A 19,308-nucleotide genomic window follows, 5' to 3' on the forward strand; every position below is an offset into this window, starting at 1 on the left:
TTTCTCAGAACAAGAAACTACAGTTGGTATAGTAAGATATGCACCATTTAATGCATTAGCAATACTTATAGGTTCACAAGTTGGTCGTCCTGGAGTATTAACTCAATGTTCAGTTGAGGAAGCTACAGAACTTGACCTTGGAATGAGAGGACTTACAAGTTATGCAGAAACAGTTTCAGTATATGGAACAGAATCAGTATTTACAGATGGAGATGATACTCCATGGTCAAAAGCATTTTTAGCATCAGCTTATGCTTCAAGAGGACTTAAAATGAGATATACATCAGGAACTGGTTCAGAAGCATTAATGGGATATGCAGAAGGTAAATCAATGCTTTACTTAGAATCAAGATGTATTTACATAACTAAAGGAGCTGGAGTTCAAGGACTTCAAAATGGAGCAGTTAGTTGTATAGGTATGACAGGAGCAGTTCCATCAGGAATAAGAGCAGTACTTGCTGAAAACTTAATAGCTTCAATGCTTGATATAGAAGTAGCATCAGCTAATGACCAAACATTCTCACATTCAGATATAAGAAGAACAGCTAGAACATTAATGCAAATGCTTCCAGGAACAGATTTTATATTCTCAGGATATAGTGCAGTTCCAAACTATGATAATATGTTTGCAGGTTCAAACTTTGATGCGGAAGATTTTGATGATTATAATGTACTTCAAAGAGACTTAATGGTAGATGGTGGATTAAGACCAGTATCAGAAGAGGAAACAATTGCAATAAGAAATAAAGCTGCAAAAGCTATTCAAGTAGTATTTAGAGAGCTTGGATTCCCTAAAATAACTGATGAAGAAGTTGTAGCTGCAACTTATGCACATGGAAGTAAAGATATGCCAGAAAGAAATGTAGTTGAAGATTTAAAGGCTGCAGAAGAAATGCTTAAGAAAAGAATAACAGGATTAGATATTGTTAAAGCTTTAGGTTCAAATGGATTTGAAGATGTAGCAAACAATATATTAAATATGCTTAAGCAAAGAGTTACTGGAGATTATCTTCAAACATCAGCAATACTTGATAGAGATTTTGATGTAATAAGTGCTGTTAATGATGTAAATGACTATAAAGGACCAGGAACAGGATACAGATTAAGTAAAGAAAGATGGGAAGAAATTAAAAATATTCCTAACGTAATAAAACCAGAAGATATTGAATAAGAAAAGGTGGTATACATATGGAAAATGGAGCAAATAAATTTGTTATGCCAGAGCTTACTCTTACAGAAGTAGGAGAAGCAAAAGTTGGAACAAGAGCGGATGAGGTTGTGATTGGACTTGCCCCAGCATTTGAAAAATTTCAACATCATACATTAGTTAATATAGATCACAAAGATATTTTAAGAGAACTTATAGCAGGTATTGAAGAAGAAGGATTACATGCTAGGGTTGTTAGAATATTAAGAACATCAGATGTTTCATTTATAGCAAATGATGCAGCAAAATTAAGTGGATCAGGAATTGGTATAGGAATTCAATCTAAAGGAACAACAGTAATTCACCAAAAAGACTTACTTCCTTTAAATAACTTAGAATTATTCCCACAAGCACCATTATTAACATTAGAAACTTTTAGATTAATCGGTAAAAATGCAGCTAAATATGCAAAAGGAGAATCACCAACTCCAGTACCTACAAAAAATGACCAAATGGCTAGACCAAAATTTATGGCAATAGCAGCATTATACCATATAAAAGAAACTAAGCATGTAGTAAATGGAGCAAAACCAGTACAAATAGAAGTTAAATTCTAAAAGGATAAGGAGAGAGACTTAATGGAAGCGAAAAAAATGGGACCTAAAGATTACCCTTTAGCAACTAAAAGACCAGAGGATATAAGCACACCAACTGGAAAAAATTTAAATGATATAACATTAGAAAATATATTAAATGGAGATATTAAACCAGAAGACGTTAGAATATCACCTGAAACATTAGAAATGCAAGCTCAAATAGCTGAAGGTATGAATAGAGCTGCAATAGCAAGAAACCTTAGAAGAGCTGCTGAACTTATAAAAGTTCCAGATGATAGAATACTTGAAATGTATAATGCGTTAAGACCATTTCGTTCAACTAAAGAAGATCTTTTAAAGATTGCAGATGAACTTGAAAATGTATATGGAGCAAAAGTTAATGCAGATTTCGTAAGAGAAGCAGTAGAAGTATACGAAAAGAGAAATAAATTAAGACAAGAATAATTTATTTCTTTCAGGAGGAAAGTATGAAAATAGTAGCAGGTGTTGATATTGGTAATGCTACTACGGAAACAGCATTATCAAAAATAGAAGATGGAAAAATAGAATTTCTTTCAAGCGGTATAGTTCCTACAACAGGTATAAAAGGTACTGAAGAAAATATAGAAGGTGTATTCGATTCCCTAAAACAAGCATTAAAAAAAGTATCTTTAACTCTTGATAATTTAGATTTAGTTAGAATAAATGAAGCAGCTCCAGTTATAGGTGATGTTGCTATGGAAACTATAACTGAAACTATAATAACAGAGTCAACAATGATAGGACATAACCCACAAACACCAGGTGGAATAGGAATTGGAACAGGAAAAACTATATATATAGAAGACCTAGAAAATATAAATGAAAATGAATTATCAGAAGATGATGCATTTATACCACTTATATTAAGCAAAATAAATTTCCTAGAAGCAGCAGCTAGAATAAATCATGCTACAAGAAGAGGCATAAAAATTACAGCAGCAATAGTTCAAAGAGATGACGGAGTACTTATAAACAATAGATTAGATAATACTATTCCTATTGTAGATGAAGTTATGTTACTTGAAAAAGTGCCAGTTAATATGAAGGCTGCTGTAGAAGTTGCCGGTCAAGGAGAAGTAGTTGAAAGTCTAGCTAATCCTTATGGTATAGCAACAGTATTTAATTTAACAGCTGAAGAAACAAAAATGATAGTTCCAATATCAAGAGCTCTTATAGGAAACAGATCAGCCGTAGTAATTAAAACTCCAAAAGGAGATGTTCAAGAAAAGAAAATACCAGCAGGATGTATAAATATAGATGGGTTAAATCGTAAAGAAAGTGTAGATGTAGAACACGGTGCAGAAAAAATAATGGATGCTGTAAGAGCTTGTGTACCAATACAAGATGTAAAGGGAGAAGCTGGTACAAATGCTGGTGGAATGCTTGAAAGAGTAAGACAAGTTATGGCTAATCTTACTAAGCAAAAAATATCAGATATAAAAATACAAGACCTTTTAGCAGTTGATACTTTTATCCCACAAAAAGTAAAGGGTGGTCTTGCAGAGGAGTTTTCACTTGAAAATGCAGTTGGAATAGCTGCTATGGTTAAAGCAGATAAACTACAAATGCAAATGATAGCAGATAAGCTAAGAGAAGAACTTAATGTACCAGTAGAAGTTGGTGGAGTAGAAGCTGACATGGCTATTCGTGGAGCACTTACAACTCCAGGAAGTAGTACACCGCTTGCTATATTAGATATGGGGGCAGGATCTACTGATGCATCAATTATAAATAAAGAAGGAAAAATTTCATCAATACATTTAGCTGGTGCTGGAAATATGGTAACTATGCTTATTAAATCAGAATTAGGACTTGATTCATTTAATTTAGCAGAAGATATAAAAAAATATCCATTAGCTAAAGTTGAAAGTCTTTTCCATATAAGACATGAGGATGGAACTGTTGAATTCTTTAAAGAACCTTTAGATCCATCAGTATTTTCAAAAGTTGTAATAATAAAAGATGGAACTTTAGTTCCGATAGATGGACAAACTTCTATAGAAAAAATAAGAACTATAAGAAGAGGAGCTAAGGAAAAGGTATTTGTAACAAATTGCCTAAGAGCTTTAAGTATAGTTTCACCAACTGGAAATATAAGAGACATTGAATTTGTAGTATTAGTTGGTGGATCATCATTAGACTTTGAAACTCCTCAATTAGTTACAGATTCATTATCACAATATGGTGTAGTAGCAGGTCGTGGAAACATAAGAGGAACAGAGGGACCAAGAAATGCTGTTGCTACTGGACTTATATTATCTTGCAATGAAATGGAGTAATTTAGTATGGCAATGGTAATGAAAGCTTATGAGTATGAAGTTCCTAGTATATATGTATATTATTCAAATGATTTAAAAGATTTAAGTAGATTAGATGAAGTATTATGGGGAATAGAAGAAGAAGGAATACCTTTTGATTTAAAAGCTAAAGAATGTAATACTTCTGAAGAACTTAGTCATTTAGCATCAATGCAATCTAAACTTTTAGTTGGTATAGGAATTGATAGTAAGGGCAAAATAACTTTAACACTAAATAAGTTAGAAAAAGATAAACCTTTATTTACTATGAACTTAGATGATGATAACAGTAAATTAAGAGATCTAGGTTCTAATGCAGGAAGATTAGTTAAAGGTATAGCTTTTAAATAATATTAAGGAGTAATTAATATGTATAAAATCTACACAAAAACAGGTGATAAAGGAACTACAGCACTATTTGGAGGAAGCAGAGTTGATAAAGATAGTCTAAAGGTTGAAGCATATGGAACTGTAGACGAATTAATATCATCAATAGGTTTTGCTTACTCAAAAATTCAATTAACAGAACAAAGAGAAGAACTTAGAAATATACAAAAAAAATTATTTAATTTAGGTGCTGAACTTGCAAGTGATGAAAACGGAATTAAATATTTAAAAGAAATAGTTACTAAAGAAGATATAGAATATTTAGAAAAACTAACAGATAAATATATGGAAATAACAGGTCCTTTAAGAGAATTTGTTATACCAGGAAAAAATGAAATATCAGCAAGCTTACATATAGCAAGAACAGTATGTAGAAGAGCTGAAAGAAGAATAATAACTTTAAAGAGAGAAGAATCTTTAAGGGAAGAAGTTTCAAAATATATAAATCGTTTATCAGATACACTTTTTGCAATAGCAAGATATTTTGAAGAAATGTAAAGGAGGATATTGATTACTATGAAAAAGTTAAATGAAGTTAAAGAGTTAAGTTTAGAAATAGTAAAGGAAATGGCAAAAGCAGCTGAAGCAAAAGCAAATGAAATGAATGTTCCAGTTATATTTGCTGCAGTAGATAAGGGTGCAAACTTAATGTTAATGCACAGAATGGAAGATGCATTCATAACAAGCATTGATATAGCTATAAATAAAGCTTATACAGCAGCTTGTTTAAAACAAGGAAGTCATGAAATTGCAGATGTTGTAAAACCAGGAGATAGCCTTTACGGATTACAACTTACAAACAATCAAAGAATCGTACCATTTGGTGGTGGATTCCCAATAATAGTTGATGGACAAGTTGTTGGAGCAGTTGGAGTAAGTGGTGGAACTGTCGAAGAAGATATGGCCATTGCACAAGCTGCAGTTGATGCTTTTAGTAAAGAATATTAATATTTTAAAATTAATATATAAACAAATCTAGGAGGAATTTAAAGATGAGAATGTACGATTATTTAGTACCAAGCGTAAACTTTATGGGAGCTAACTCAATAACAGTAGTTGGTGAAAGATGTAAAATATTAGGTGGAAAGAAAGCTTTAATAGTTACAGATAAATTTTTAAGAGGATTAAAAGGTGGAGCAGTTGAATTAACTGAAAAATACCTAAGAGAAGCAGGAATAGAAGTTGCTTATTACGATGGAGTTGAACCAAATCCAAAGGATACAAACGTTAAAGATGGATTAAAAATATTCCAAGATGAAAAGTGTGATATGATAGTTACAGTTGGTGGAGGAAGCTCACATGACTGTGGTAAAGGTATCGGTATAGCAGCAACTCATGAAGGAGATCTTTATGACTATGCAGGAATTGAAACATTAACAAATGCACTTCCTCCAATAGTTGCAGTTAATACAACAGCAGGAACAGCTAGTGAAGTTACAAGACACTGTGTTATAACTAACACAAAAACAAAAGTTAAGTTCGTTATCGTAAGCTGGAGAAACTTACCATTAGTTTCAATCAATGACCCAATGTTAATGGTTGGTAAGCCAGCAGGACTTACAGCTGCAACAGGAATGGATGCATTAACTCATGCTGTAGAAGCATATGTATCAAAGGATGCTAATCCTGTAACAGATGCTGCTGCAATCCAAGCTATAAAATTAATATCAAATAACTTAAGACAAGCAGTTGCTTTAGGAGAAAACTTAGTAGCTAGAGAAAACATGGCTTACGGTTCATTATTAGCTGGTATGGCATTTAATAATGCTAACTTAGGATATGTACATGCTATGGCTCACCAATTAGGTGGATTATATGATATGCCTCACGGTGTAGCAAATGCAATGCTTTTACCACACGTTGAAAAATATAACTTAATTTCAAACCCTCAAAAATTCGCTGATATAGCTGAATTCATGGGAGAAAATATTGAAGGATTATCAGTAATGGATGCTGCACAAAAAGCAATAGATGCTATGTTCAAGCTTTCAACTGATATCGGAATTCCAGCTAGATTAAGAGATATGGGAATAAAAGAAGAAGATTTCGAATACATGGCTGAAATGGCTTTAAAAGATGGAAATGCTTTCTCAAACCCAAGAAAAGGAAATAAGCAAGATATAATCAATATCTTTAAAGCTGCATACTAATTATAAGTTATAACATAAAGCCCCTTTAGCTTTAATAAATAAAGGGGCTATTTTAATGACATAATTTATTACAACAGGAGGAGTTTTTAATGAATTTAGGAACATTTATGGCTGAACTTATAGGAACTGCTATATTAGTATTATTAGGTGATGGAGTAGTTGCAAACGTTGTTTTAAAGAAATCTAAAGGTTTTAATTCAGGATGGATGGTTATTGCATCAGGTTGGGCGTTTGCTGTTGCTGTTCCAGTATTTATGTTTGGAACTATAAGTGGAGCACATTTTAATCCAGCAGTAACTTTAGCTTTAGCTGTTACTGGTAACTTTGCTTGGAGTCAAGTGCCAATGTATATATTAGCTCAATTTATAGGAGCTTTTATAGGAGCTACATTAGTTCTATTATCATATTATAATCATTTTGAGGCTACAGAAGATAAAGCTACAAAACTTGGAGTATTTTGTACAGCTCCAGAAATAAGAAATCCAAAGTGGAATTTTATAACTGAATTTATAGGTACATTTTTATTAATGTTTGGAATATTAGGTATATCATCAAGTCCTTTTGTTGATGGGCTTCAACCTTTAGCTATAGGAATACTTATATGGGCTATAGGATTATGTTTAGGAGGTCCAACAGGATACGCAATAAATCCTATAAGAGATTTTGGACCAAGATTAGCTCATTTTATATTACCTGTACCAGGTAAGGGTGGATCAGATTGGAAGTATGCTTGGATACCAGTTGTAGCACCTATATTAGGAGCTATAGTATCTGCTATAGTATATGGAATTATATTTTAAAGTGGTTTTTAAACCACTTTTTTTATAGTATATATTATATAAATAGAAAAGTTTTAAATTTAGCTTTTATTTTAACTTAAATAAGGTTACAATTAAAATATAATGTTAAGTAATGTATCTTAATTATAAGGAGGAATGAAAATGGATAAAGAATTAAATAAATGCGGATGTGGAAATCACAATCATGAAGGAGAACATGAGTGTTGTGGAGGACATCATCACGATGAAAACCATGAATGTTGTGGAGGACACGGACATCACCATGAACATGGAGAAGGATGTGGATGTGGAGAAGACCATCACGATCATTTTGTAGTAGATTTAGTAGATGATGAAGGAAATACAGTATCATGTCCAATTATAGATGCTTTTCAATTTGAAGAAAATGAATATGTTTTAGCTAAAAATATGGATGATGATTCAGTATATTTATTTAGAGTTTCAGAAGAAAATGAAGAACTAATAGTACCTGATGAAGCTGAGTTTGATAAAGTTAGAGCTTATTATGAGGAAGTATTAGCAGAAGACTAATATTAAAAGATAGAGTGGTATTTTGCCACTCTTTTTTTGAAATATTTATAAGATTTTATTAATTTACATATAAATTTAAAAGTGGTATAGTCATTATATAGATAAGGATGGTGTAATTATATGAAGTACGCAGATTTACATTTACATTCCACCTTTTCTGATGGCAAACTAACACCAGAACAAATATTAGAAGTATCTAAAAACAATGGAGTTAAGTATATTTCTATAACAGATCATGATTCTATTGATTCACAATATATAACTAGAGGAAATAATGATGGAATTAATGTTATACCTGGTATAGAGTTTAGTAGTGAAATATATGAATTTGAAATTCATATATTAGGATATTTTATAGATATAGATAATAAAAATTTAAATGATGTAGTAAATAATTTAAAAAAATCTAGAATAAAAAGAGCAAAAAGTATAATAGATAAACTTGAAAATGAAGGAATATATTTAAATATTGATGATATTATAAAAGATAATTTATCTATTGGAAGAGCTCATATTGCAAATGAAATTGTTAAAAAGGGATATGAGGAGAATTTTAAAGGGGCGTTTTTAAAATATCTTTTAAAAGGAAAGCCGGCATATGTTTCAGGTGAAAAATTAAATTATAAAGATGCTATTAAGGTTATAAAAGAGGCTGGTGGAATAGCAGTTTTAGCACATCCAGGCAAAATATATAAAAGTATGGCAGTAGAAAAAATTATAAAAGAATTAAAATGTTATGGATTAAATGGAATCGAAGTTTACCATCCAAGTCATTCAAAGGATCAAGTAAATTTATTTTATAATTTAAGTAAAAAATATAAGTTATCCATAACAGGTGGAAGTGATTTTCACGGAGGATATAATAAAGAAATTTGCATAGGCTATGAAGGTATAGATGAAAATTTATTAAATAAGTTAATTAATAATAAAGGCAATAAGTAGAAAAGGGGAAGTTAAATGAAATTATCACAAAGAGCAAAAGGAATTTCAGCATCAATAACTTTAGAAATTACAGCAAAGGCTAAAGAATTAAAAGAAAGTGGTGTTGATGTAATTAGTTTTGGAGTTGGAGAGCCAGATTTTAATACTCCAGAAAATATATTAAAAGCAGCTAATTGTGCTATGATAGAAGGAAAGACTAAATATACAGAAGTTGCTGGAGTAAAAAATCTTAGAGAAGAGATATGTAAAAAACTAAAAAAAGAAAATAATTTAGATTATAAAATAGATCAAATAATAGTAAGTAATGGAGCAAAACAATGTTTGGCAAATGCTTTTATGGCGATATTAAATCCAGGAGATGAGGTTATAGTACCAATGCCTTATTGGGTTAGTTATCCAGAACTTATTAAGCTTTCAGGTGGTGTTCCTGTTTTAGTAAATACTAACGAAAACAATAGTTATAAATATACTGAAAATTGCCTAAAAGAAGTTTTAACAGATAAAACAAAAGCTTTAATTATAAATAGTCCTAATAATCCAAGTGGTGCTGTTTATTCTAAAGAAGAACTCTTAGAAATTGCAAAATTTGCAGAAGAAAATGATTTGATAATAATATCAGATGAAATATATGAGAAGTTAATATATGATGGAGAAAAGCATATAAGTATAGCTTCTCTTTCAGAATATGCGTATGAAAATACAATAGTAATAAATGGACTTTCAAAATCATCAGCTATGACTGGATGGAGAGTTGGATATGCTGCTTCAAATAGAGAAGTTATTAAGCATATGGTTAGTATACAAAGTCATATGACATCAAACATTAATTCAATAACACAATATGCTTCTATAGAAGCTCTTAAAAATTCTTTAGAATCAGTTGAGGAAATGGTTAAAGAGTTTGATAAGAGAAGATTATATATGGTTGAGAGATTAAATAAAATAAAAGGAATAGATTATATAATACCAAAAGGTGCGTTTTATATAATGGTAAATGTATCAAGTACTTATGGAAAAGAAGTTAATGGAGAAAAGATAACTGATTCTATTAGTTTTTCAAGAGAATTGCTTAAAGAGAAGAGTGTTGCAGTAGTTCCTGGAATTGCATTTGGACTTGATAAATATATAAGACTTTCATATGCAACTTCAATAGAAAATATTAAAGAAGGATTAGACAGAATAGAAGGTTTTATTAATTCTCTATAAATATTTGAAAATGATTAGCTTTAAAAATTGAAAGCTAATCATTTTTTATAAATTTTATTTTTTAATTAAATAAGTTTAATAAATAGTATATAATATATATAGAAAAAATATTTGGAGGAACATATGGTAAAGCTAGGAATATTCGATGTTGATTTTACAATAACAAAAAAAGAAACATTAATGCAATTTTTTAAATATATGATACATAAGGATAAGAAAAATATTAAATTTCTTCCAAGAGCAATATTTTCAGGTATTATGTATGGTATAGGAATATATGATGAAAAGAAAGTTAAAGAAACTTTTCTTAAATTTATAGATGGTATAGACGAAAAGGAATTATCATATATAGTTAAAGAGTTTTATAGTGACGTACTTAGCAATATATTGTATGAAGATGCTATAAAAATGATGAGAGAATTAAAATCAAAAGGTTATAAAATTTATTTAATATCAGCATCACCAGAATTTTATTTAAATGAGTTTTATAGTTTCAAAGAGGTAGACAAGATTATTGGAACTAAGTTTAAATTTAAAGATGGAAAATTCATAAGAGAGATGGACGGATATAATTGTAAGGGTGAAGAAAAAGTTAGAAGATTAATGGAAGAATTAAAGAAAGATAATATAGAAGTTGATTTTAAAGAATCATATATGTTTTCTGATTCTTTATCAGATAAACCTCTTTTAGATTTAGTCGGACATCCATATCTTATAAATTTTAAGAAAAAGAATAATATAGAAATACTTAAATGGAAATAAGAGAAAAAAATAAAGCCATGCTAAAAATAGCATGGTTTTATTTTTATGAATTTATTATTGAATTTGTAAGTGGTGGTATTACTTGTTTCTTTCTTGAAAGAACTCCTGGTAAAAATGCCATAGAATCTTTAAGTTCCACTTTAAATGCTTTTTCAACTATTTCAGGTTGTTTTCCTGCAACAAGTATTTGTGATCCTTCAGTTAATATGTCAGTTAATAATAACATAAGCATATCAAATCCGCCTTCTTCAGCTTTTTTGCTCATGTATGATAACATATCATCTTTTAAAGGCATAAATCCTTCAATATCCATTGTATTAACTTGAGCTACACCAATTTTAGTATCTCCAATAGTAAATGGTTTGAAGTCTTGGTTGAATATTTGTTCAACTGTTTTACCTTGTAGTGAAGTACCGGCTTTAAACATTTCTTTTGCAAATTCTTCTAAATTTATTCCTGCTATTTCAGCAAGTTTATTACAAATATATTTATCTTGTTCTGTGCAAGTTGGGCTTCTGAATAATAATGTATCAGAAATTATAGCACCACATAATAATCCAGCAATTTCTCTTGATGGTCTTATTCCATTTTCAAAATAACATTTAGCAACTATAGAAGATGTACTTCCTATAGGCTCGTTTCTGAAGAATATAGGGTTACTTGTTTGGATATCAGCAACTCTATGGTGGTCTATTATTTCAAGAACATCTGCTTCTTCAAGACCAGGTACTGATTGACCTCTTTCGTTATGGTCAACTTGAATAACCTTTTTCTTGAAGTTTGAGATTAAGTGGTATCTTGAAATAGTACCAATAACTTTTCCTTCAGAATCAACTACAGGATAGCTTCTATATCTAGTTTCAAGCATTGTTTCTTTAACATCTTCAACTAAATCATCAGTAGAGAAGGATACGATATCATCTTTAACCATAACGTATCTTACTGGGATACTTTGAATTATAAGTCTTGAAGCTGTAAATGAATCATGTGGAGTAGAAATAACTGTTATTCCAGCTTCTTTAGCTTTAGCTAAAAGTTCATCACTTAATGAACTTGATCCTATTAAAATCATTAAAGAAACTTTTTCGTTAATTACTTCTTCATGAATTTCAGGTCTATCGCCAACAATTACTATATCACCTTCATCTACATGTTCTTTCATTGAATTTGGTTGCATAGCAGCAACGCAGATTTTACCTGGAAATACTTTAACATTTTCATTTATGTATAAAGCTTTTGCAGATAAAGTATCAATTATATTATCAATACTTGTCTCGCTCTTGCTTAATATTTTGTTATCCCATATGTCCATGTAAGAAGATGTAAGGTTTGAAATTGATAATAAACCTATAAGGTGGTCTTTATGGTCACCTACAGGAATAGATTTAATATTTTTATCTCTCATTATATTCCAAGCCATTTTTAAAGATATATCAGGTGATATAGGGCTGATATTATCTATTTTTAAATCTTCAACTTTTAATTTAACTGTCTCTAAAAATTCAGGTGCTTCAACATTAAAATAGTCTAAAATAAATTGAGTTTCTCTACTAACATTTCCAAGTCTTACAGGAATAGCTGGAATATTACCAGTTTTATTTTTAAGCTCTGCGTAAGAGATGGCAGCACATATTGAATCTGAATCTGGATTTTTGTGTCCAGTAACATATACTACGTTCTTCAAAGACATTACCTCCTTTATCTTATGAATTTACAGTATAATTGTACGACCTAAATAACAAAAAGTAAAGCAGTAACTTTAATTAAAACTTTTCATAAGTTAATAAATTTTAAATATATATATATAAGAATGCTTAAATAAGGAGGAATTCTTAAGGTGATACAGGAACAAAATATAATTCCAGGGCTTACAACAAAAGAAGCAGAGAAGCGAATTAAAAACTTTGGATTAAATGAATTAGAACAAAAAGGTAAATCATCTCCTATAAAAATATTATTATCTCAATTTAATGATTTTATGGTTTGGGTTCTTATAGGTGCAACTATTATATCAGGTTTTATGGGAGATACGGCAGATGCAATAACAATACTTATTATAGTTATAGTTAATGCATTACTTGGATTTTTTCAAGAATTTAAAACTGAAAAATCCTTAGAAGCTTTAAAAGATATGGCGGCACCTACTTGTAAAGTTTATAGAGATGGAAGAATAAAGGTTATTAATTCTAAATATTTAACAATAGGTGACATAGTTATATTAGAATCTGGTGATAGAATACCAGCAGATGGAGAATTTTTAGAAGCTTCTGGAATAGTAGTTGATGAATCTTTGTTAACAGGAGAATCAGTAGGAATTAATAAAGATTGTAACAAAGGAAATAATTTAGGATTTATGGGAACAAATGTTTTAAAAGGAAAAGGACTTTTTAAGGTAGTAGAAATTGGAATGAAGACAGAGATGGGTAAAATAGCAAATCTGCTACAAAATATAGAAGAAGATAAATCACCTCTTAAAGAAAAGCTAGATTCGCTAGGTAAAATATTAGTAGTTATTTGTTTAGCTATATGTATAATAGTTACTGTACTTGGAATTATAAGAGGAAATGAAGTTAGAGAAATGTTCTTACTTGGAGTTTCATTAGCTGTAGCTGCAATACCAGAAGGACTTGCAGCAATAGTTACTGTTGCTTTAGCACTTGGTGTATCTAAAATGCTTAAAAGAAATGCCCTTGTTAGAAAACTACCAGCTGTTGAAACATTAGGTTGTACGTCTGTAATATGTTCTGATAAAACAGGAACTCTTACTCAAAATAAAATGACAGTAAAAGAAGTATATTTAAATGGAAAAATAATCGAATTAGAAAAAGAAGATATAAATAATGTTAGAGGTATATTAAAGTTAAAATCTGCATTAGTACATTGTAACGATTGTCAGATTGATAAAAAGAGTAAAAAAATAGATAGAGCATTATTTGGAGATCCAACAGAAACAGCATTAGTTAGAATGTTCTTTAAAAATGTAGATGATTTAAAAAATTTTACTAAGGATGTAAAAAGAGTGTTTGATATTCCCTTTGATTCAACTAGAAAAATGATGTCTGTAATAGTTGAGGAAAATGGAAAAGAAATATGTTATGTAAAAGGTGCTCCAGAGAGAATATTAGAAAAGAGTAATTATATATATGAAGATGGAATAGTAAAACCACTTACTTATCAAAGAAAGAAGATGATTACTAATTCAATTGAAGCTATGTCTTCTAGAGCTTTAAGATGTATTGCAGCAGCTTATAAAGCTGATAATTTAATGAAAAGTGAAAAACTTGAAAGTGATTTAATCTTTATAGGACTTGCTGGAAGCATAGATCCCCCAAGAAGTGAAGCAAGAGATGCTGTATTAAAATGTAAGCTTGCAGGAATAAAACCAGTAATGATTACAGGTGACCATCAAAAAACAGCTTTTGCTATAGCAAAATCTTTAAACATATGCAAAAATGAAAGTCAAGTGTTAACTGGAGAGGATTTAGAAAAAATGACTGATAGAGAGCTCTACAGCAAAATAGATTCAGTTAGAGTATTTGCAAGAGTATCTCCAAGTCATAAGCTTAGAATAGTTAAGGCATTTAAATCGAAAGGAAATATTGTTGCAATGACAGGTGATGGGGTAAATGATGCTCCAGCCATAAAAGAAGCTGATATTGGTATTTCTATGGGACTTTCAGGAACTGATGTTACTAAAGAGGCTTCATCAATGATACTTATGGATGATAATTTTAGTACTATAGTTGCTGCTGTTGAAGAAGGACGAAATATATATGATAATATTAGAAAATTTATAAGATATCTTTTATCATGTAATTTAGGTGAAGTTTTAACAATGTTTTTAGCAACAATATTTATGTTGCCAAATCCTCTTACGCCAATTCAAATTTTATTTGTAAATTTAGCGACTGATGGACTTCCAGCTATTGCGCTTGGTGTAGATCCAGCAGATAGTGATATAATGAGACAACAGCCTAGGGAAAAGAAAGAGAGTGTATTTGCAAGAGGACTTACAGAAAAGATAATTATAAGAGGAACCCTTATAGGTGTTTGTACACTTTTAGCTTTTATGATTGGAAGATTTTATAGAATGGATCTTGAAACTTGTAGAACAATAGCACTTTCAACTTTGATAATGTCACAGTTATTTCATGTATTTGAGTGTAGATCAGAGAGACATTCAATATTTGAGATAAAATTATTTACAAATCCATATTTAGTTGGAGCGGTTTTAGTATCAGTAATAATGTTACTTTCAATTTTATATGTACCATTTTTAAGCTCTATATTCCATACAGTACCACTTATGCTTAATCATTGGATGATAGTATTATTATTCTCTGGAGTAATAGCATTTATAAATAGTGTTTATTTATATATAAAATCAAAATAATTAAAATTATAAAATTAAATTTAAGAGTATTTTTTAGAAAAATTATTTATTTTAAATTTATTTTATAAGATAATTATTAAGAGGTGATATTTATGATTAAACATATAGTTATGTGGAACTTAAAAGAAGAAAATAGAATGAAAAATGCAAAGAAGTTAAAAGTATTATTAGAAGATTTAAAAAAAGATATAAAAGAAATAAACGAAATTGAAGTCGGAATAAATTTGAATAATAGTAATGCTAGTATGGATGTAATTTTATATTCAGTATTTAACAATTTAGATGATTTAGATATTTATCAAAATCATCCAAAGCATTTAAAGGTTAAAGAATTCGTTAAAGAAATTGCAACAGATAGAAAAGTTGTAGATTATGAAATATAAATAATAAAAGCTACGTTTATACGTAGCTTTTATTATCTTTGTCTCATTCTTGAAGCTGTTTGTCTAGCTTTTTTTATTTGAGAATGATCTATTGGTATTAAATCTTTCTTTGTAGTTAGATTTAAGATATTTTGAACTTGAAGAATTTCTGAGTCTTTCTTTCCTTTAACGCCTTTAAGTCCCATAATCATTACTTTATGACCTTTATTTAATTGAATAAAGTCTGGTTCTTTAAACCATCTACTTTTCTTATATCTACATTTAATAGCAGCTCTACCTACTTCAGGTTTGATTATCATATCAACAATTAATTTATGAAAAATAATATAATTTTTCTTTTCAGTTTTAACTGAAATTACAGTACCAGAAGCACTTGTTATTCTATCTCCATATTTTTCAAAGTAAGAGTCTCTAAAATATTTATCAAATTTATCTCTTAATCCCATAAACAAATTCTCCTTTTTAAATATAAGTCCGTGTCAATTGGATAAATCCATTATAACAAGTAGTATTATAACATAAATGAAAAATTAATAAAATAAAAAGTTAGTATAAGAAAATACCGTAAATATAAATATGTTTAATTAAAAATAAAGCTATTTATATTTTATTAAATTAACTTCTAGAAGTTAATTTAATAACTTTTAGTCATATTAATGACATAAAAATATAGTATAATTAAATTGGTTTTAATTAATAATTAAAAGATTATTATGAATTTTAATGTATAATATATTTGTTATTAAGAAATGGGGATGGTTAAATAATGAATAATATTTTATACTCTATTACAAATAAGGTTATTGAAAATTATAAATTAGTAAAGCATAAATTAAGATTTGATGGAGAATATATAAATCATTTTGCATCATTAATATTTGCAGAGGATTATAATATTGATATAGATAAAATAAAAGAAATAAGAAAGTATATAAAAACAAATACAAATAAAATGTCAAGCTTTAGAGGAGATATGTTATATATGATATCAATACTCATAAGTAAAGAGGAAAATTATAAAGAGTTTTCAGACAAAGTAATAAATATAAATGATGTATTAGAAGAAAATGATTTTAAAGAAAATGATTTTTTAGTATTAGCAGCTTATACAATAGCAAAACATATAGAATTTAATAACATCGATAGCACAATAAAAGATATGAAAATAATTTATAATTCTTTAAAAGAAAATTATAAAGGATTTACTGATGAGGAAGATTATTTAGTGTGTGCTCTTCTTGCAATAAAAAATAATAAAAATAAAGGTGAAGCTAAAAACATTCATGAATATATAGATAGTATGTTCAAACATCTTTTAGATTTAGAACACTATTCTAAAAATGATCTTCAAGGAATTGCAAGTAGTATAGTTTTAAATGATAAAGCCTCAGCACCCTATGAAATTAAAGCATTAATAAATGCATTTAATAAAAATAATATGAAAATTAGTGATGAAGTACTACCTTTAATTGGAATTATTGAAAGGGAAGAAAATATAAATAGTTATTTAGAAAAAATAAATGAAGTAAACCAGTATTTATGTGATGAAGATGGGGAATATGCTTTTTATATGGATAAAACATTTAGAACTTTAATTTCTATAGTTATAGTAGAGTTTTATGAGTTATTTAAAAATTCAACGAAAAATGAATTTTTAAATGAATTAATATGTTTTTCAGTATATTCATTTCTTGTTAGTAAAAAACAAGGGATTTTTGAGGAGGTTTTAGCCTAGTAAATGGAGCTTTATGAAAATATAATACTTCATGTTGATATGGATGCGTTTTTTGCATCAGTTGAACAAATTGATAATAAAAAGTTAATAGGAAAACCTGTAATAGTAGGTGGAGTTAGTGAAAGAGGAGTTGTATCTACATGCTCTTATGAAGCAAGGAAATATGGTGTTCACTCAGCAATGCCTTTGTTTATAGCAAGGCAACTATGCCCTACAGGAGTATTTTTAAATGTAAGACATTCAAGGTACAAAGAAATATCAAGAAGAGTCTTTGAAATATTTAGAGAAGTTACGAATTTAGTTGAACCATTATCAATAGATGAAGCTTACTTAGATTTGATGAGTGGTACTATAGAAAAAGGAGAAAATGTAGCAAGATATATAAAAGAAAGGGTTTATAAGGAATTAGGATTAACTTTATCTATAGGAATTTCTTATAATAAATTTTTAGCTAAACTTGCATCAGATTGGAATAAACCAAATGGAATAAAGATAATAAGTAAGGATATGGTGCCAGAAGTTTTATTTCCTTTATCAATATCTAAAATATATGGGCTTGGGAGTAAGTCTGTAAGTAAACTTAACAATATGGGATTTTTTAAAGTTGAAGATTTATATCCTCTTTCTAAAGAATTTTTATTTGAATATTTAGGAAAGCAAGGTGTAGAAGTATTTCATAGAATAAGAGGGATTGATAAGAGAAAAGTAACTATAATTAGAGATAGGAAATCTATTGGAAAAGAAAGAACTCTTAAAAGAGATACTAAAGATAAAAAAGAACTTATTAAATATTTGGAGTTTTTTTCAAGAAATATATCAGACATACTTATAAAAGAAGATAAATTTATAAAAACTGTTACTTTAAAATATAAAACTAGTTCCTTTAAAAATCATACAAGAAGTAAAACATTAAAAGATTACATTAGAAGTTTTGATGATATATTTAAAATAGCAAAAGAAATTTTAATAGAAGAGAGTCTTAAAGAAGATATAAGATTAATAGGGCTTAGTGTATCTTACTTTAAAGAAAGTTTAGAAGAACAAATATCATTATTTTAGTGTGCTTTTTTTAAAATGATATATTATTGACAATATTGTCGAAAAAGTTCTATAATCACATTAGAGTAATTATGTAAAGGAGTGCAAAAAATGAATAAAAAAGAATTAGCAAAAATGATAGACCATACATTATTGAAACCTGAAGCAACAAGTGAAGGAATTAAGAAGCTATGTGAAGAAGCAGTAAAATATAATTTTGCATCTGTATGTGTTAATCCAGGAAGAGTAAAAGAAGCATATGAAATAGTTAAAAATAGTGAAGTTAAAGTATGTACAGTTATAGGATTCCCTTTAGGAGCTACAACTACTGAAGTAAAAGTTTTTGAAACAAAAGATGCTATCCAAAATGGAGCAACTGAAGTAGATATGGTTATAAATGTTGGAAGACTTAAAGATAAAGATTATGATTTTGTAAAAGAAGATATAAAAGCTGTAGTAGAAGCTGCTAAAGGAAAGGCTTTAACTAAAGTTATAATTGAAACTTGTCTTTTAACAGATGAAGAAAAAGTTATAGCTTGTAAATTATCAAAGGAAGCTGGAGCTGATTTTGTTAAAACTTCAACTGGATTCTCAACAGGTGGAGCTACAGGAGAAGATATTAAGCTTATGAGAGAAACTGTAGGAGAGAATATGGGAGTTAAAGCATCAGGTGGTGTAAGATCATTAGAAGATGCTTTAGTTATGATTGAAAATGGAGCTACAAGAATAGGAGCTTCTGCTTCAATAGCAATATGTGAAGGAACAGAGTCAGATAGTACGTATTAATACGTATTAATTTAAAACGTTTTAAAATCCTTAAGAAAAAATTCTTAAGGATTTTTTTTATTTTCAAAAATTATATCTAAAATGAAATAACTAGAATATTAATATAATATACA

The 19,308-nt window shown here is 28.9% G+C and carries 20 protein-coding genes; 18 read left to right on the top strand and 2 right to left on the bottom strand.

Translation table 11 applies throughout. The annotated features are described in order from the left end of the window. From Q4E08_RS03315 to Q4E08_RS03375, 13 genes are all read left to right on the top strand, one after another. Positions 1–1,171, top strand: a 1,171-nt coding sequence (locus tag Q4E08_RS03315) for a propanediol/glycerol family dehydratase large subunit (protein ID WP_303128384.1), incomplete at its 5' end; no start/stop codon positions are given. Between the two features lie 17 nt (positions 1,172–1,188). Further along, positions 1,189–1,764 carry a propanediol/glycerol family dehydratase medium subunit gene (locus Q4E08_RS03320; RefSeq protein ID WP_303128387.1) on the top strand — a complete coding sequence of 192 codons (576 nt, stop codon included), beginning with the start codon at positions 1,189–1,191 and terminating at the stop codon, positions 1,762–1,764. Between the two features lie 21 nt (positions 1,765–1,785). Continuing rightward, positions 1,786–2,208, top strand: a complete 423-nt coding sequence (locus Q4E08_RS03325) for a diol dehydratase small subunit (protein WP_303128391.1) — start codon at positions 1,786–1,788, stop codon at positions 2,206–2,208. A 23-nt stretch (positions 2,209–2,231) separates the two neighbouring features. After that, positions 2,232–4,064: a diol dehydratase reactivase subunit alpha gene (locus tag Q4E08_RS03330; RefSeq protein WP_303128392.1), complete on the top strand. Its 1,833-nt coding sequence runs from the start codon at positions 2,232–2,234 to the stop codon at positions 4,062–4,064. A gap of 6 nt (positions 4,065–4,070) precedes the next feature. Further along, positions 4,071–4,433: a glycerol dehydratase reactivase beta/small subunit family protein gene (locus Q4E08_RS03335; RefSeq protein ID WP_303128393.1), complete on the top strand. Its 363-nt coding sequence runs from the start codon at positions 4,071–4,073 to the stop codon at positions 4,431–4,433. A gap of 18 nt (positions 4,434–4,451) precedes the next feature. Next, positions 4,452–4,967 (top strand): cob(I)yrinic acid a,c-diamide adenosyltransferase, encoded by a 516-nt coding sequence (locus tag Q4E08_RS03340; RefSeq protein WP_303128394.1) that lies wholly within the window; start codon positions 4,452–4,454, stop codon positions 4,965–4,967. A gap of 18 nt (positions 4,968–4,985) precedes the next feature. Next, the gene (locus Q4E08_RS03345) at positions 4,986–5,417 is read left to right on the top strand and encodes a heme-binding protein (RefSeq protein ID WP_303128396.1); all 432 of its coding nucleotides are present in this window, start codon (positions 4,986–4,988) and stop codon (positions 5,415–5,417) included. Positions 5,418–5,461: 44 nt separating this feature from the next. Continuing rightward, entirely contained in the window at positions 5,462–6,619 is a 1,158-nt protein-coding gene (gene dhaT / locus Q4E08_RS03350) for a 1,3-propanediol dehydrogenase (RefSeq protein WP_303128397.1), read from the top strand. Between the two features lie 89 nt (positions 6,620–6,708). After that, positions 6,709–7,419 (top strand): MIP/aquaporin family protein, encoded by a 711-nt coding sequence (locus Q4E08_RS03355; protein ID WP_303128398.1) that lies wholly within the window; start codon positions 6,709–6,711, stop codon positions 7,417–7,419. Between the two features lie 141 nt (positions 7,420–7,560). Further along, on the top strand, positions 7,561–7,950 hold the full coding sequence (locus tag Q4E08_RS03360; RefSeq protein ID WP_303128399.1) for a DUF1292 domain-containing protein: 390 nt from the start codon (positions 7,561–7,563) through the stop codon (positions 7,948–7,950). Positions 7,951–8,070: 120 nt separating this feature from the next. After that, a complete protein-coding gene (locus Q4E08_RS03365) occupies positions 8,071–8,892 on the top strand; it encodes a PHP domain-containing protein (RefSeq protein ID WP_303128400.1) in 822 nt (273 codons plus the stop codon). A gap of 15 nt (positions 8,893–8,907) precedes the next feature. Then, a complete protein-coding gene (locus Q4E08_RS03370; RefSeq protein ID WP_303128401.1) occupies positions 8,908–10,098 on the top strand; it encodes a pyridoxal phosphate-dependent aminotransferase in 1,191 nt (396 codons plus the stop codon). Positions 10,099–10,221: 123 nt separating this feature from the next. Beyond that, on the top strand, positions 10,222–10,860 hold the full coding sequence (locus Q4E08_RS03375; RefSeq protein ID WP_303128402.1) for an HAD-IB family hydrolase: 639 nt from the start codon (positions 10,222–10,224) through the stop codon (positions 10,858–10,860). Between the two features lie 43 nt (positions 10,861–10,903). Here Q4E08_RS03375 and Q4E08_RS03380 read toward each other — a convergent pair whose 3' ends face one another. Beyond that, on the bottom strand, positions 10,904–12,544 hold the full coding sequence (locus Q4E08_RS03380) for a putative manganese-dependent inorganic diphosphatase (protein ID WP_303128404.1): 1,641 nt from the start codon (positions 12,542–12,544) through the stop codon (positions 10,904–10,906). A 153-nt stretch (positions 12,545–12,697) separates the two neighbouring features. Between Q4E08_RS03380 and Q4E08_RS03385 the strand changes: the two genes are divergently transcribed. Then, positions 12,698–15,253 carry a calcium-translocating P-type ATPase, PMCA-type gene (locus Q4E08_RS03385; protein WP_303128405.1) on the top strand — a complete coding sequence of 852 codons (2,556 nt, stop codon included), beginning with the start codon at positions 12,698–12,700 and terminating at the stop codon, positions 15,251–15,253. Positions 15,254–15,345: 92 nt separating this feature from the next. Then, on the top strand, positions 15,346–15,636 hold the full coding sequence (locus Q4E08_RS03390) for a Dabb family protein (protein WP_303128407.1): 291 nt from the start codon (positions 15,346–15,348) through the stop codon (positions 15,634–15,636). A 32-nt stretch (positions 15,637–15,668) separates the two neighbouring features. Here the strand turns inward: Q4E08_RS03390 and Q4E08_RS03395 are convergent, their stop codons facing one another. Then, positions 15,669–16,082 carry a hypothetical protein gene (locus Q4E08_RS03395; RefSeq protein ID WP_303128408.1) on the bottom strand — a complete coding sequence of 138 codons (414 nt, stop codon included), beginning with the start codon at positions 16,080–16,082 and terminating at the stop codon, positions 15,669–15,671. Between the two features lie 320 nt (positions 16,083–16,402). Between Q4E08_RS03395 and Q4E08_RS03400 the strand changes: the two genes are divergently transcribed. From Q4E08_RS03400 to deoC, 3 genes are all read left to right on the top strand, one after another. After that, positions 16,403–17,371: a DUF4003 family protein gene (locus Q4E08_RS03400; RefSeq protein WP_303128411.1), complete on the top strand. Its 969-nt coding sequence runs from the start codon at positions 16,403–16,405 to the stop codon at positions 17,369–17,371. Between the two features lie 3 nt (positions 17,372–17,374). Next, positions 17,375–18,430 carry a DNA polymerase IV gene (locus Q4E08_RS03405; RefSeq protein ID WP_303128414.1) on the top strand — a complete coding sequence of 352 codons (1,056 nt, stop codon included), beginning with the start codon at positions 17,375–17,377 and terminating at the stop codon, positions 18,428–18,430. Positions 18,431–18,520: 90 nt separating this feature from the next. Beyond that, positions 18,521–19,195 carry a deoxyribose-phosphate aldolase gene (gene deoC / locus Q4E08_RS03410; protein ID WP_303128417.1) on the top strand — a complete coding sequence of 225 codons (675 nt, stop codon included), beginning with the start codon at positions 18,521–18,523 and terminating at the stop codon, positions 19,193–19,195. The last annotated feature ends 113 nt before the right edge of the window (positions 19,196–19,308 follow it).

This window comes from Clostridium sp. (assembly GCF_030532265.1).
GTDB lineage: Bacteria > Bacillota > Clostridia > Clostridiales > Clostridiaceae > Clostridium.